Origin of the sequence: Lysobacter sp. KIS68-7 (assembly GCF_021284745.1) — a bacterium.
Taxonomy (GTDB): Bacteria; Pseudomonadota; Gammaproteobacteria; order Xanthomonadales; family Xanthomonadaceae; genus Noviluteimonas.
The window spans coordinates 154,559-167,917 of sequence record NZ_CP089925.1; the positions used below are offsets into that span (position 1 = coordinate 154,559).

At 68.3% G+C, this 13,359-nt stretch carries 11 protein-coding genes, 1 pseudogene and 1 riboswitch; of the genes and pseudogenes, 6 read left to right on the forward strand and 6 right to left on the reverse strand.

Annotated elements, in window-relative coordinates; translation table 11 throughout:
* Positions 1-21: 21 nt before the first annotated feature.
* The 3 genes and pseudogenes from LVB87_RS00795 to LVB87_RS00805 form a co-directional block, all read right to left on the reverse strand.
* A pseudogene (locus LVB87_RS00795) lies at positions 22-954 on the reverse strand (homoserine dehydrogenase); the annotation flags it as partial.
* On the reverse strand, positions 951-2,144 hold the full coding sequence (gene metB / locus LVB87_RS00800; protein ID WP_232899025.1) for a cystathionine gamma-synthase: 1,194 nt from the start codon (positions 2,142-2,144) through the stop codon (positions 951-953). The pseudogene LVB87_RS00795 and the gene metB, both read right to left, overlap by 4 nt.
* The gene (locus LVB87_RS00805; protein WP_232899026.1) at positions 2,141-3,136 is read right to left on the reverse strand and encodes a homoserine O-succinyltransferase; all 996 of its coding nucleotides are present in this window, start codon (positions 3,134-3,136) and stop codon (positions 2,141-2,143) included. Before LVB87_RS00805 ends, metB begins: the two co-directional genes overlap by 4 nt.
* Positions 3,137-3,215: 79 nt before the next feature.
* Positions 3,216-3,333, reverse strand: a riboswitch (SAM riboswitch).
* Between the two features lie 124 nt (positions 3,334-3,457).
* Between LVB87_RS00805 and LVB87_RS00810 the strand changes: the two genes are divergently transcribed.
* The 5 genes from LVB87_RS00810 to LVB87_RS00830 all read left to right on the forward strand — a co-directional run bounded on the left by LVB87_RS00810 (position 3,458) and on the right by LVB87_RS00830 (position 9,923).
* A complete protein-coding gene (locus LVB87_RS00810; RefSeq protein WP_232899027.1) occupies positions 3,458-4,555 on the forward strand; it encodes a phytase in 1,098 nt (365 codons plus the stop codon).
* Between the two features lie 2 nt (positions 4,556-4,557).
* Positions 4,558-5,463, forward strand: coding sequence for a peptidoglycan DD-metalloendopeptidase family protein (locus LVB87_RS00815; RefSeq protein ID WP_232899028.1), 906 nt, complete (start codon positions 4,558-4,560; stop codon positions 5,461-5,463).
* A 61-nt stretch (positions 5,464-5,524) separates the two neighbouring features.
* Positions 5,525-7,129, forward strand: a complete 1,605-nt coding sequence (locus LVB87_RS00820) for a peptide chain release factor 3 (RefSeq protein ID WP_232899029.1) — start codon at positions 5,525-5,527, stop codon at positions 7,127-7,129.
* 49 nt (positions 7,130-7,178) lie between these two features.
* A complete protein-coding gene (locus LVB87_RS00825; protein ID WP_232899030.1) occupies positions 7,179-7,862 on the forward strand; it encodes a hemolysin III family protein in 684 nt (227 codons plus the stop codon).
* Positions 7,863-7,946: 84 nt separating this feature from the next.
* Positions 7,947-9,923: an AsmA family protein gene (locus LVB87_RS00830; protein ID WP_232899031.1), complete on the forward strand. Its 1,977-nt coding sequence runs from the start codon at positions 7,947-7,949 to the stop codon at positions 9,921-9,923.
* Here the strand turns inward: LVB87_RS00830 and LVB87_RS00835 are convergent, their stop codons facing one another.
* From LVB87_RS00835 to mtgA, 3 genes are read right to left on the reverse strand one after another with little or no spacing between them, the layout of a single operon-like run.
* Entirely contained in the window at positions 9,924-10,352 is a 429-nt protein-coding gene (locus tag LVB87_RS00835; RefSeq protein ID WP_232899032.1) for a CBS domain-containing protein, read from the reverse strand.
* Entirely contained in the window at positions 10,312-11,364 is a 1,053-nt protein-coding gene (locus tag LVB87_RS00840) for a glycosyltransferase family 2 protein (RefSeq protein ID WP_232899033.1), read from the reverse strand. The genes LVB87_RS00835 and LVB87_RS00840 overlap by 41 nt, the downstream gene beginning before the upstream one ends.
* A 32-nt stretch (positions 11,365-11,396) precedes the next feature.
* Complete coding sequence (gene mtgA, locus LVB87_RS00845) at positions 11,397-12,170, reverse strand: monofunctional biosynthetic peptidoglycan transglycosylase (RefSeq protein ID WP_232899034.1); 774 nt, start codon at positions 12,168-12,170, stop codon at positions 11,397-11,399.
* Between the two features lie 125 nt (positions 12,171-12,295).
* Here mtgA and LVB87_RS00850 point away from each other — a divergent pair, with 125 nt between their 5' ends.
* Positions 12,296-13,234 carry an Hsp33 family molecular chaperone HslO gene (locus LVB87_RS00850; protein WP_232899035.1) on the forward strand — a complete coding sequence of 313 codons (939 nt, stop codon included), beginning with the start codon at positions 12,296-12,298 and terminating at the stop codon, positions 13,232-13,234.
* Positions 13,235-13,359 lie beyond the last annotated feature (125 nt).

The window sequence follows — 13,359 nt, forward strand, 5'->3', positions numbered from 1 at the left end:
CAGGGCGTCGCGGATCGCATACACATCGTCGAGCATGGCGGCCGCGGTGATGTCCGCGCCGGCGCCGGGGCCCTGGATCACCAACGGTTGTGTCGCATAGCGCGCTGAATGGATGGCGATGCGGTTGTCGGTGCCGTGGCCGGCGGAGAGCGGGTCGGTGTGGGCGAGCGCTTCGATGGCGACGCTCGCGCCCGCGCCTTCCGACCAACGGGCGACGAGATGCAGGCGAGCGTTGTCCTCGCGGGCGCGGAGCAGGCGGGCGTGCAGCGGTGCGTCGAGCGTGGCGAGGGCGTCGTCGTTTGCGGAAGGCGCCGAGGCGAGCGCGGGCGTCGAGAGGGCATCCACGCGCACTTCGCCCGCGGCCAGCGCGACACCCGCGGCGCGCGCGAGGATCAATAACTTGCGGCGCACGTCTTCGCCGGACAGGTCGATGCGCGGGTCGGGCTCGGTGTAGCCGGCGTCGCGCGCTTCGCGCACGAGTTGCGAGAAAGGCTGCGTGCCGTCGTGGCGCGACAACAGCCAGGCGACCGAGCCGGACAACACGCCCGCGAAGGAATGGATCGCATCGCCGCCGCGTTGCAGCGCGCGCAGGGTGCGCAGCACGGGCAGGCCGGCGCCCACGGTCGCGCTGTCGCCGTAGTGTGCGCCGCTGTCTTCGCGCGCGGCTTCGATGGCCCGCCAGCGTGCGAGATCGGTGCCCTGCCCCAGCTTGTTCGCGGTGACGACGTGGACACCGCGCGCGAGCCAGGTGGCGTGGCGCGCGGCGATGGTGTCGCTGGCGGTGGCATCGAGCACGACGTGCGGTGCGCCGGCGTCCGCGTCGCTCCAATCGTGGCGGGAGTTTTCGATGTGGACCAGGGCGATCGAACCGTCGCGACATCGCGCGATGCGTTCGATCACCGCACGACCCACATTGCCGGTGCCGTACAGCGCCAGTCGCAGCGGTGCGCTCACGTCGCCACCTCGCGGCGTGCTTCGCGCACGACCGCATGCGCGCGTTCGAGTGCATCGCTGAGATCGGCCAGCAGGTCTTCCGCATGTTCGATGCCGATCGACAGGCGCAGCAGGCCGTCACCGATGCCCGCCGCGGCGCGCGCTTCGGGCGACATCGCCGCGTGCGTCATCGTGGCCGGATGCGCGACGAGGCTTTCCACGCCGCCCAGGGATTCGGCGAGCGTGAAGCAGCGCAGGCCATCGAGGAAGGCGCGCACCGCAGGCACGCCGCCTTCGAGTTCCAGCGAAAGCATCGCGCCGAAGCCCTTCTGCTGGCGGCGTGCGAGCGCATGGCCCGGATGGTGCGGCAGGCCGGGGTAGTGCACCGCGCGCACAGCGGGATGTTCGTCGAGCACGGTGGCGATGACGGACGCGTTCTCTTCATGCACGCGGATGCGTGCATCGAGCGTGCGCAGGCCGCGCAGGGTGAGGAAGCTGTCGAAGGGCGCGCCGGTGATGCCCAATGCGTTCGCCCACCAGGTCAGTTGCGCGTGGTCTTCCTGCGAACGCGCGATCACCGCGCCCCCGACGACGTCGCTGTGGCCGTTGATGTACTTCGTCGTCGAGTGCACGACGAAATCCGCGCCGAAGTCGATCGGCTTCTGCAGCGCGGGCGAGAGGAAGGTGTTGTCCACCACGGCGCGTGCGCCGATGTTGTGCGCCGCTTCGATCGCGAAACGCAGGTCGGTGATGCGCAGCAGCGGGTTGGACGGGGTTTCGATCCAGACCAGCGTGGGATTGCGGTCGAGGGCTGCGGTGAGCGAACGCGGATCCGAGAGATCGGCGAGCACGAGCTCGAAGTGACCCTTCTTCGCCAGCGCATCGAACAGGCGCCAACTGCCGCCGTACGCATCGTGCGCGGCGACCAGCACCTGGCCGGGCGAGAGGCAGGCATGCAGCACGAGCGCGATGGCCGACATGCCGGTCGACGTGATCACGCCGCCCGCACCGCCTTCGAGCGCCGCGAGCGCATCGGCCAGCAGGTCGCGCGTGGGATTGCCGCTGCGCGTGTAGTCGTAGCGACGCTTTTCGTCGAAGCCGGCGAAGCTGAAGTTGGAGGACAGCACGAGCGGCGGCGTGACCGCGCCGAAGGCGTCGTCATGGTCGATGCCGGCGCGCACCGCGGCGGTGGTCGGGTGCCATGCACTCATGCGCAATCCTCCGCACAGGCTTCGAACGCATCGCGCAGGCATGCAGCGATGGCGACCGGTTCTTTCAGGAAGGCGTCGTGGCCGTAAGTGGAATGCAGGACGCGCAAACGCACGGCGGCGTCGATGCCGGCGGCGAGCGCGCGCACGTCGTCGACGGGGACGAGGCGGTCTTCGGCGAAGGCGATCAGCGTGGTCGGCACGCGCACCTGGCGGGGATCCACGCGGTGCAGGTCGATGGATTCGGACAGGCGCAGGAAAGCCGTGGCCGGCGTGCGCTGCGCATAGGACGCGCCGTGGTCGGCGAGCCATTGTTCGGCGGCGCAGTGCGCGGTGCCGCCGGCGAGCGTGGCGTCGGCGTCGAAGCGCGCGCCGAATTCCTCCGGCGTGCGATAGCTCAGGAGCGCGAGTTGCCGCGCGAGCGACAGGCCCTGCGTTTCGGCGCACTGCAGCTGCCCGAGCTGGACGATCTGCCGCTGCAGCGCACGCCACGCACTCGCGAAGGGATGCGGGCGATGCGCCCCGGCAATGGCGACCAGGTGCCCGACGCGCTGCGGATAAGCTGCCGCGAACGCGAGCCCGACCATCGCACCATAGGAGCTGCCGACGATCGCCGAGAGGCGTTCGATGTTCAGATGATCGAGCACCGCCGCGAGCGCCGCCGCCTGGTCGAACGAATCAATCGGCGCATCCAGTGTGCCGTCCGCGCCGAGCCAGTCGATCGACACGACGCATTGCGTGTCGAGCACCGCGCGCTGGCGTTCCCACCACCCCGGTTCGCCAAAGGTCGAACCCGACGCGACATGGCGGCCCGCCGAGATGCCGCCGAGCACGGCGACGATGGGCAGCGTGGTGTCGCCGCGGAGTTCGTAGCGCAGCACGACATCGCGCACGCCGGCATGGCGCAGCGACAGCGAGCAGGGGAATTCGCCGCGGCGCGCATCGGCGACCGGGGTGGCGAGGACTTGCGGGTTCAAAGCGAGTGCGGCGGACATCGGACGCTCCTTGGACGGTGGGCCGCCATCGAGGTCCGCGGGTGCCTATGCGATCGAACCGCGCCAGGGGCGCGACGTCGATCCATCTGCCGGCAGGCCCAGGGGCCCCCGCAGGATTTGGCACCAATGCATCGCTTGCGCGATCCACGGTTGCCCCGGCGTCTTCGGGCCTGTCCCTCAGCCGGTCTCGATGGATGGCGCACAGGATGCACGCGGGTTTCGGGAGTTGTCAATCGCTTTATCGCAATGAAGCGATGGATGGTCGATCGTGTCTGCGCAAGGTGAACACGAGGCCTTCACGCTCACGCATACTTCGCCCATATGCGCCTCAGCCTTTTTCTCCCCATCGCCCTCCTCGCCGCCTGCAGCACCGCGCCGAGCCCCAAACCCCAGCCGCCCGCCCCTGCCGCCACCGTTGCGGCGCCGGAAGCGGTGACCGTGCCCGAGCGTTACGTCTCGGCGGAAACGCCCGAGGAAGAGCTCGATTCGGTCGCCACCTGGCAGTCCGACGAAGGCCTGGTCTGGCTCATCGCCACCGGCAAGTCCTCGCACCGGCTGGTGATCTACGACGCAGAAGACGGCACGCGCCTGCGCGACTACGGCAAGGAAGGCTCGGCGCTGGGCGAGTTCAACAGGCCCAACGGCATCGCGGTGTACGCCGACTACATGTTCGTGGTCGAGCGCGACAACCATCGCGTGCAGGTCATCCATTTGCCCGACCTTGAACCGATCGGCAGCTTCGGGGAGAAGGAACTTCGGAGCCCGTACGGCCTCTGGTTGAACGAGACCGAGCCGGGTGAGCTCGAGGTCTATGTCACCGACAGTTTCATGTACGGCAAGAAGTACGACGTGGTCCCGCCCTTCGAAGAACTGAACCAGCGCGTGCGCCGCTATCGCGTGCAATTCGACCAGGCCGCCCGCCTGCGCGCCAACTACGGCGGCGCGTTCGGCGACACGCGTCCGGATTACGCGCTGCGCATGGTGGAGTCGATCGCCGGCGACCGCGCGAACGACCGCATGCTCATCGCCGACGAAGACCGCCGCCATCTTTCGACGCTGCGCGAGTACACCTTCTCCGGCAAGTTCACCGGCCGCAGCCTGCCGCAGGACAGCTTCGGCGCGGAAGCCGAAGGCGTTGCGCTGTGGACCTGCCCCGACGGCGGCGGTTACTGGATCGCGGTGGACCAGCTCGCGCCGCTCACGCTGTTCCACCTGTTCGATCGCGTGACGCTCGCGCCGGTCGGCACCTTCCACGGCAACACGACGGCGCACACCGACGGCGTGGCGCTGCATGCGGCCGCAACCCCGACATTCCCGGGTGGCGCGCTGTTCGCCGTGCACGACGACAAGGCCGTGACCGCCTTCGATCTGCGCGATGTCGCGCAGGCGATGCACCTGGCGCAGGACTGCGTCGACTGACGATGCGCATTGCACGGCCCATGCTGGCGGCGTTGTTCGCGTTGTTGGCGACGCTTCCGTTCGCGCACGCGGGCAGCAAGGTGTACCGCTGGGTCGACAAGAACGGCATCGTGCATTACGGCGACCACGCGCCGACGGATGAGCAGACCAAGGGCAACAAGGTCCGCGTGATCCCCGTGCGCGCTGAACCCGGGGCGATGGCGCGCCTGCGATTGGAACGCGACGAAGGCGGTTCCCTCGCCTTCGCCGACAATGCGATCGGCGGGCCCGTCGAAGTGATGCTGAAGTTCACCAAGGTGGTGAACACGCGCGGCGAGCCCGACCTGCCGGCGCGCGCCATCGTGCCCGCCAACGGCAGCGTGCTGGTCGCGCGGCTGATGCCGGCGACGCCCGGCGCAGGCGAATTCGCACTGACCATGGAGGCGGTGCCCGGCGATCCGCGCGCCCATCCGCAGGACGTCGACTACGGCCTGCCGCTGCCGCGCAGCAGCATCCGCGTCCACCAGGGTTTCGGTGGCTCCTTCAGCCATACCGATGCGCAGAACCGCTATGCGATCGACTTCGGCGCCGACCAGGGCACGCCGGTGTTCGCCGCGCGCGGCGGCGTGGTGATGCAGGTCGAGTCGGATTTCGACAAGGCGGGCCTGGACCTGGAGAAATACGGCGGCCGTGCGAACTACGTGCGCATCCTCCACGACGACGGGACGATGGGCCTGTACGCGCACCTGCGCCCGGAAGGCGTGGTCGTCCGCGTGGGCCAGCGCGTGCGGCAGGGGCAGCAGATCGGGCTGTCGGGCAACACCGGCTTCACCAGCGGGCCGCACCTGCACTTCGCGGTGCAGGTGAACCGCGGCATGAACCTGGTCGCCATCCCCTTCCGCATGCCCGGCGTGACCGACGGGCGCTGACCGCCCCCTTATAATCGCGGCCTGTCCCGCCTCCCCCCGTGCGCGCCCGCGCACCGTCCCCATGTCCGATGTCTCCCTCGAAGCCGCGCGCCGGCGCACCTTCGCGATCGTTTCGCACCCCGACGCCGGCAAGACCACGCTGACCGAAAAGCTGCTGCTGTTCGGGGGCGCGATCCAGATGGCCGGTTCGGTGAAGGGCCGCAAGGCCGCGCGCCATGCGACCTCCGACTGGATGGCGCTGGAAAAGGAACGCGGCATCTCCGTGACCTCCTCGGTGATGCAGTTCCCGTACGAAGGCCGCGTCGTCAACCTGCTCGACACGCCGGGCCACGCCGACTTCGGCGAGGACACCTATCGCGTGCTCACCGCGGTGGACTCGGCGCTGATGGTCATCGACGTGGCCAAGGGCGTGGAAGAACGCACGATCAAGCTGATGGAGGTGTGCCGCCTGCGCGACACGCCGATCATGAGCTTCATCAACAAGCTCGACCGCGAAGGCAAGCCGCCGATCGACCTGCTCGACGAGGTCGAATCCGTGCTCGGCATCCAGTGCGCGCCGGTGACCTGGCCGATCGGCATGGGCCAGCGTCTGAAGGGCGTCGTGCACCTGGTCACGGGCGAGGTGCATCTCTACGAACCGGGCCGCAACTTCACGCGCCAGGATTCGACGATCTTCGCTTCGCTCGAGGATCCGGAACTCGAAAAGCGCATCGGTGCGCCGATGCTCGCGGAGCTGCGCGACGAACTCGAACTCGTGCAGGGCGCGTCGCATCCCTTCGATCCGGCCGCGTACCTCGCGGGCAAGCAGACGCCGGTGTTCTTCGGTTCTGCAGTCAACAATTTCGGCGTGCAGCTGCTGCTCGACTTCTTCGTCGAACACGCCCCGCCGCCGAAGCCGCGTGCGACCACCACGCGCGAAGTCGGCCCCTACGAGCCGCACCTGTCGGGCTTCGTGTTCAAGATCCAGGCGAACATGGATCCGCAGCACCGCGACCGCGTGGCGTTCATGCGCATCTGCTCGGGCAAGTTCACCGCGGGCATGAAGGCGATGCAGAACCGCACCGGCAAGGAAGTGAAGCTCGCCAACGCGCTGACCTTCATGGCGAGCGACCGCGAGATCGTCGAGACCGCCTACCCCGGCGACGTCATCGGCATCCACAACCACGGCACGATCTCCATCGGCGACAGCTTCAGCGAAGGCGAGACGCTGTCGTTCACGGGCATTCCGAACTTCGCGCCGGAGCTGTTCCGCCGCGCGCGCCTGCGCGATCCGCTCAAGCTCAAGCAGCTGCAGAAGGGCCTGGCGCAGTTGTCGGAGGAAGGCGCCACGCAGTTCTTCCGCCCGCTGATGTCCAACGACCTGATCCTCGGCGCCGTGGGCACGCTGCAGTTCGACGTGGTCGCCTATCGCCTCAAGGACGAGTACGGCGTGGATGCGAGCTTCGAGCAGGTCCAGGTCGCCACCGCCCGCTGGATCCGCTGCAACGATGCGAAGAAGCTCGAGGAATTCCGCGAGAAGAACGCCATGAACCTGTCGCTCGATGCGGCCGGGCAGCTGGTCTACCTCGCGCCGACCCGCGTGAACCTGCAGCTGGCGCAGGAGCGGGCACCGGCCGTGGAGTTCATGGCCACGCGCGAGCACGCCCACGCCGTCGCCATCGATTGATGGCCGTCTAGGGCAAAAACTCCATGGTCGTGGGAGGATGCTCGCGACCATGGACCCCGTCGAACCCGGTTTCGCCTCCGTCCCCCAGCCGCGCAAGGCCTGGCCGCAGGCGCTGCGCGAGGATGTCGCGAGCGCGTTGACCCACGGCTTCGGCGCGGTGGCGGCGCTCGCCGCCGGCGTGGTGATGATCACGCTCACCGCCCTGCATGGCGACGGCTGGCAGCTCGCCGCGTCGATCGTGTTCGCCGCGTCGATGTTCCTGCTCTATGTCGCCTCCACGCTGTACCACGCGATCCAGGTCCCGCGCGCCAAGTCCGCGCTCAAGGTGTTCGACCACTGCGCGATCTACCTGCTGATCGCGGGCACGTACACGCCCTTCACGTTGATCGGCCTGCGCGGCGACGTGGGGCGCAACCTGTTCGTCGCGATCTGGTCGCTGGCCGCGCTGGGCATCGTGTTCAAGTTGTTCTTCACGGGGCGGTTCAAGCTCGCCTCCACGCTGGTGTACATCGCGATGGGGTGGCTCATCCTGGTGGCGATCAAACCGGTGTGGGCGGCGCTGGATGGGTGGACGCTCGGTTGGCTGCTCGCCGGCGGCATCGCTTACACGCTGGGCACGGTGTTCTACCACCGGCCTTCGATGCGCTGGTCGCACGCGGTCTGGCATTTGTTCGTCGTCGCCGGCACGGTATGCCATTACATCGCCGTGATGTCGCAGGTGTTGCCGCACTGATCTTCACGCAGCGTTCGCTGTGTTGAATCGCGCACAACTGCATTCACCGTGCATCGACCCTCGCGCCGCAATGGTGCGGGTTCCATGGCTGATTCCCTTTCCAACGCGCGTGCCGTGTTCGCCAAACATCCCTGGTGGACGGCATTCGGCATCGTCGCGCTCGCCATCGCATTGCTGATCGCGTTCTGGGACTGGAACTGGTTCAAGCCGCTGGTCGAACGCCAGGTGGAAGCGCGCACGGGGCGCAAGTTCGAGATCACCGGAAACCTGGATGTCGATCGCTTCGGCTGGACGCCGCTCGTGAAGATCCAGGGCTTCCGGTTCGGCAATGCCGCGTGGTCGAAGGAGCCGACAATGGCCTCCGCCGATGACCTGCAGCTCGCGATCGCGCTGAAGCCGTTGCTGTTCCATGGGCAGGTGCAGGTGCCGGAGATCCGGTTGCGCAAGCCGCGTTTGCGGTTGGAATACGGGCCGGGTCGCGAAGGCAATTGGGTATTCGGCGCACCTTCGACGAGCACGACGCAATACGGTGCGCTGTGGATCAACGACGGCTGCGTGCGTTTCATCGATGCGGGCAAGGACACCGACATCGATGTCGCCGTACGCAGCGACCTGCATGACCCGTCGTCGAAGGCGCCGCCCGTGCTGGCGGAAGGCGGCGGGCGCTGGGAAGGCCGCAGGTTCACGTTGCATGGGCGCGCGGAGTCGCCGATCGCGCTGTCCGACAGCACGCGCCCCTATCGCATCGATGTGCATGCGATGGCCGGCAATACGAAGGGGCATGTGCGCGGGACCTTGCTCGATCCGTTCCGTCTGCGAGGTTTCGATCTCATGCTCGCGTTGTCTGGGCGCAATCTCGCAGAGCTTTATCCGCTGCTCGGCATCGCCGCGCCGGAGTCGCCGCCGTATGCGTTCGACGGGCGCTTCACGCGCGAGGTCACGCCCGCAAGCCGCACCGGCACGAAGGACACGGGCAACGTCTGGCATTACGACTACTTCACCGGACGCCTGGGCGATAGCGACCTCGGCGGCAGCGCGAGTTTCGAAACAGGTCGCGCGCGTCCGATCCTCAAGGCGAACCTCGTGTCGAAGCGGCTCGACTTCGACGACCTGGCGGGCTTCGTCGGCAAGCCGCCATCGGCGGGTGCGGGCGAGACCGCGACCCCCGAACAACGCGCCGCCGCCGCGCAGGAACAAGCGCGTCCACGCATCCTGCCCGACCATCCCTACGAACTCGACAAACTGCGCTCGATGGATGCCGACGTGCGTTGGAAAGCCCAGCGCATCAACGCACCGAAGCTGCCGCTCGACGACATGGACGCGCACCTGTTGCTCGATGCGGGCGTGCTGCGCCTGGATCCGCTGAACTTCGGCGTCGCCGGCGGCGACATTCGTTCGACGATCCACATGGATGCACGCGAATCCCCCATCCGCACGCGCGCCGACATCCTGGCGCGCGACCTTGACCTGTCGAAGCTGATCGTCGAGCCGGCGGTGATGAAGGACGCGATCGGCCGCGTCGGCGGCGACGTGAAGCTGACCGGCGCGGGCAATTCGATCGCGCGCATGCTGGGCACCGCGAACGGCGATGCCACGCTGGGCATGGGCAAGGGACAGGTGAGCAACCTGCTGATGGAGTACGCAGGCCTCGATATCGCCGAGTCGCTGAAGTTCCTGGTGGAAGGCGACAAGCGCATTCCTATCCGCTGCGCGTTCGGCGACTTCTCGGTGAAGGACGGCGTGATGACGTCGCGCTCGCTCGCCTTCGACACCACCGACACGCTGATCGTCGGCGACGGCAGCATCAGCCTGCGCGACGAAACCTACGACCTGCGCCTGCGTCCGCGCCCGAAGGACCGCAGCCTGTTTTCGTTCCGCTCGCCACTGCTCGTGCGCGGCACGTTCAAGGACCCGACGTTCCATCCGGACATGGGCCGGGTGGGCCTGCGCGCCGCGCTCGCGGTGTCGCTCGGGACGATCGCACCGCCGGCGGCGCTGTTGGCGACGCTGGAACTCGGCCCCGGCAAGGATGTGCCGTGCGGCGGGCAGTACGCGAAGTGATCAGCTCGCGATGTAACGCTGCAGCTGGTCGATCTCCACTTGCTGGTCTTCGATGACGGCCTTGACCAGGTCGCCGATCGAGACGACGCCCAGCACCGCATCGCCGTCGACCACCGGCAGGTGGCGGATGCGCTTGTCGGTGACCAGTTCCATGCAGTGCTGGGCGGTATCGGCGAGGCTCACGCGCACGACATCGCGGCTCATGATGTCGGCGACGGGCGTGGTCGCGGACGAGCGCCCCTGCAGCACGACCTTCCGCGCGTAATCGCGCTCGGACACGATGCCGACCAGGCGGCCGCCCTGCATCACCAGCAGTGCGCCGATGCGTTTTTCCGCCATCAGCTTGATCGCATCGAGCACCGGTTGGTCGGGCCCGATCGCGAAGACTTCAGGCGCTTTCGATTCGAGCAGGTGGCGTACCGTGCGCATCTTCGTGTCCCTCCGTCGCTGCCTGCGCCGAGGATACTCCCGTCGCCGGCCGCCAGGCGTCGACGAGGTAGAGGGGGCGCTGCTTGGCCTCCTCGTACAGGCGGCCGAGGTATTCGCCGATGGTGCCCAGGGCGATGAGCTGCACGCCGCCCAGGAACAGGATCACGGCCATCATGGTCGGCCAGCCCGCCACCGGGTCTCCCCACACCATCGCCTTCACGATGATCCAGAGGCCGTAGCCGAAGGCGAGCAGCGCGGTGGCCACGCCGATGTAGGTGGCCACCCGCAGCGGCGCGGTGGAGAAGCTGGTGATGCCTTCGATCGCGAAGTTCCACAGCTTCCAGAAGTTGAACTTGCTCGCGCCCGCCGCGCGCGGCTGGCGGCGGTAGGGAATGGCGACCTGGCGGAAGCCGACCCAACCGAACAGGCCCTTCATGAAACGGTTGCGCTCGCGCAGTTGCTTCAGCGCATCGAGCGCGCGCGGCGACAGCAGGCGGAAGTCGCCGGTGTCGGCGGGAATCGGCGTGCGCGAGAGGCGGCCGATGAGGCGGTAGAACCCGGCCGCCGTGGAGCGCTTCAGCCAGCCCTCGCCTTCGCGCGCCAGGCGCGTGCCGTGGACGTCGTCGTAACCTTCGCGCCACTTCGCCACGAATTCTGGAATCAGCTCCGGCGGATCCTGGCCATCGGCATCGAGGATCAGGACCGCGCCGGCGTCGACGTGGTCGAGGCCCGCGGTGAGCGCTGCTTCCTTGCCGAAGTTGCGCGACAGGCGCAGGACGCCGACACGCGCGTCGTTCGCGGCGAAGGATTGCAGCACGGCCCACGTCGCATCGCGACTGCCGTCGTCGACGTACAGCACGCGGCCGACGAGCCCGTCGCGCGCGAGTCCGTCGAGCACGCCCGCGATGCGCGGATGCAGCAAGGGCAGCGCGTCGGCTTCGTTGTAGGCGGCGACCAGCACCGTGAGGCGATGCTCCGGGTGGCGGGTGCTGCCGTGGTGGTGCGCTTCCATGGCGCGATGGTAGTCCAAGCGGCGCGCCGCGCTCAGTCCAGGCTGTGCAGCCACGCAGCGCCGCCGATCTGGCGGGCCTGGCGCTGGATGGCGTTGCTGCGGCGCTGCACGTAGGGGCCCGGGTGGCCGGCGTCGTAGCGGCGTGGGGCGGGCAGCACGGCCGCGAGGCGCGCGGCTTCCTCGGGCCCCAGGCGGCTCGCGTCCTTGCCGAAGAAGTGGCGTGCCGCGGCCTGCGCGCCATAGGTGCCGTCGCCGAATTCGACGATGTTGGCGTACACCTCGAGGATGCGTCGCTTCGGCCAGAAGGTTTCGATCAGCACGGTGTACCAGGCTTCCAGTCCCTTGCGCACCCAGCTGCGGCCCTGCCACAGGAACAGGTTCTTCGCCGTCTGCTGCGAGATGGTGCTGGCGCCGCGCAGGCGCTTGACGGGCGTGCCGCGCTTCTCGGCGCGTTCGACCATGCGTTGGTTGTGCTCGCGCGCTTTCTCGATCGCATCGAAGTCGAAGCCGTGGTGCCCGGCGAAGTTCTGGTCTTCCGCCGCAACGAGCGAGACCGGCAGCGCGGGCGCGATCTGGTCCAGGTCGCGCCAGGCGTAGGCCGAGCGATAACCGAAGTCGCCGTCGCCGATCGCTTCGAACTGGCGCGCGACCATGAACGCACTGAACGGTGGATCGACGAAACGCAGCACGATCACCTGCAAGGTCGTGACGACGAGGAATGCGAGCGGCAGCCCGACCAGCCAGCGCAGCAGTCGCTTGCGGCGGGGGCGCGCTTGCGTCCGCCGGTTCTTGTCCCCATCTGCCACTTCAACCCCTTCCTGCACCGCGAATGCGGCGCGCGTTGCGCGTGATCCCAAGGCGCGCATTATTCCAAGAACGGGATGCGGCGCGCACTGCAATGCGCGCCTCACGAAAGCCTGACGAACCCCCCATGAAGATCGACGCCATGCCCGATACCCACGACCACGACCACGCCGCCCTCCACCACGAGGACCGCCTGACGCGGTTCCTGCTGCCCGAAGCCGGCGTGCGCGGGGTGCGCGTGCACCTGACCGACACGTGGGGGCAGATCCGCTCCCGCGCGGAATATCCGGATGGCATCGCGCGCCTGCTCGGCGAGGCGACCGCGGCGGCGGCGCTGTTCACCGGCCATGCGAAGGTGGACGGACGCCTGTCGGTGCAGCTGCGCGGAAAGGGCGCGTTGCGGACCTTGTTCGCCGAATGCACGGCGGCCGGCACGTTGCGCGGCATCGCGCAGTTCGAAGAGGACGCCGCGGCGCCGCAGGGCCTGGCCGACCTGGGCCCGAACCCGATCCTCGCCATCACGATCGAAAACCCCTCCCCCCACGGGCGCGACCCGCAGCGCTACCAGGGCCTCGTGCCGCTGGAAGGCGCCGACCTGCGCGCCGCGTTCGAGCACTACTTCCAGCAGTCCGAGCAGTTGCCCACGCGCCTGCTGCTGGCCTCCGACGGTGATCGCGCCGCAGGCCTGATGCTCCAGAAGCTCCCGGGCGACGGCGGCGACGACGACGGCTGGACGCGGGCGACGGCGCTGTTCGACACCCTCACCGAGGACGAGTTGCTCGGGCTGCCCGGCCCCACCCTGCTCCATCGCTTGTTCCACGAAGAGGCACCGGAAATCCTGGCCGGCCGGCCCCTGCGGTTCGGCTGCTCCTGCTCGCGGGAGCGGGTCGAGGCGATGCTGGTCTCGCTGGGCGCCGACGAAGCCAGGGCGGCCGTGGCCGATGGCACCGCCCGGGTGCGTTGCGAGTTTTGTGGGCAGAGCTACGTGTTTACCGGGGAAGAGATCGAGGGGTTGTTCGCCCCTTCCCCGTCGGCTCCCATGCCCGCGCCGGAACGTACGCAATGATCGGGATCGGGACCGGTTTCATGGTTCGGAGGCAGCTTCCGCAGTAGAAAACGATTGTTAAATAAACATAAACGGAATAGGATCGTCGCACCCGTCCAGCAAGGAACTTCGCCCGACCGACCCGG

Bases quoted from the DNA above. Each gene is read 5' to 3' on its own strand.
- metB (WP_232899025.1), bottom strand. From the start codon at position 2,144: ATGAGTGCATGGCACCCGACCACCGCCGCGGTGCGCGCCGGCATCGAC.
- LVB87_RS00805 (WP_232899026.1), bottom strand. From the start codon at position 3,136: ATGTCCGCCGCACTCGCTTTGAACCCGCAAGTCCTCGCCACCCCGGTC.
- LVB87_RS00810 (WP_232899027.1), top strand. From the start codon at position 3,458: ATGCGCCTCAGCCTTTTTCTCCCCATCGCCCTCCTCGCCGCCTGCAGC.
- LVB87_RS00815 (WP_232899028.1), top strand. From the start codon at position 4,558: ATGCGCATTGCACGGCCCATGCTGGCGGCGTTGTTCGCGTTGTTGGCG.
- LVB87_RS00820 (WP_232899029.1), top strand. From the start codon at position 5,525: ATGTCCGATGTCTCCCTCGAAGCCGCGCGCCGGCGCACCTTCGCGATC.
- LVB87_RS00825 (WP_232899030.1), top strand. From the start codon at position 7,179: ATGGACCCCGTCGAACCCGGTTTCGCCTCCGTCCCCCAGCCGCGCAAG.
- LVB87_RS00830 (WP_232899031.1), top strand. From the start codon at position 7,947: ATGGCTGATTCCCTTTCCAACGCGCGTGCCGTGTTCGCCAAACATCCC.
- LVB87_RS00835 (WP_232899032.1), bottom strand. From the start codon at position 10,352: ATGCGCACGGTACGCCACCTGCTCGAATCGAAAGCGCCTGAAGTCTTC.
- LVB87_RS00840 (WP_232899033.1), bottom strand. From the start codon at position 11,364: ATGGAAGCGCACCACCACGGCAGCACCCGCCACCCGGAGCATCGCCTC.
- LVB87_RS00850 (WP_232899035.1), top strand. From the start codon at position 12,296: ATGAAGATCGACGCCATGCCCGATACCCACGACCACGACCACGCCGCC.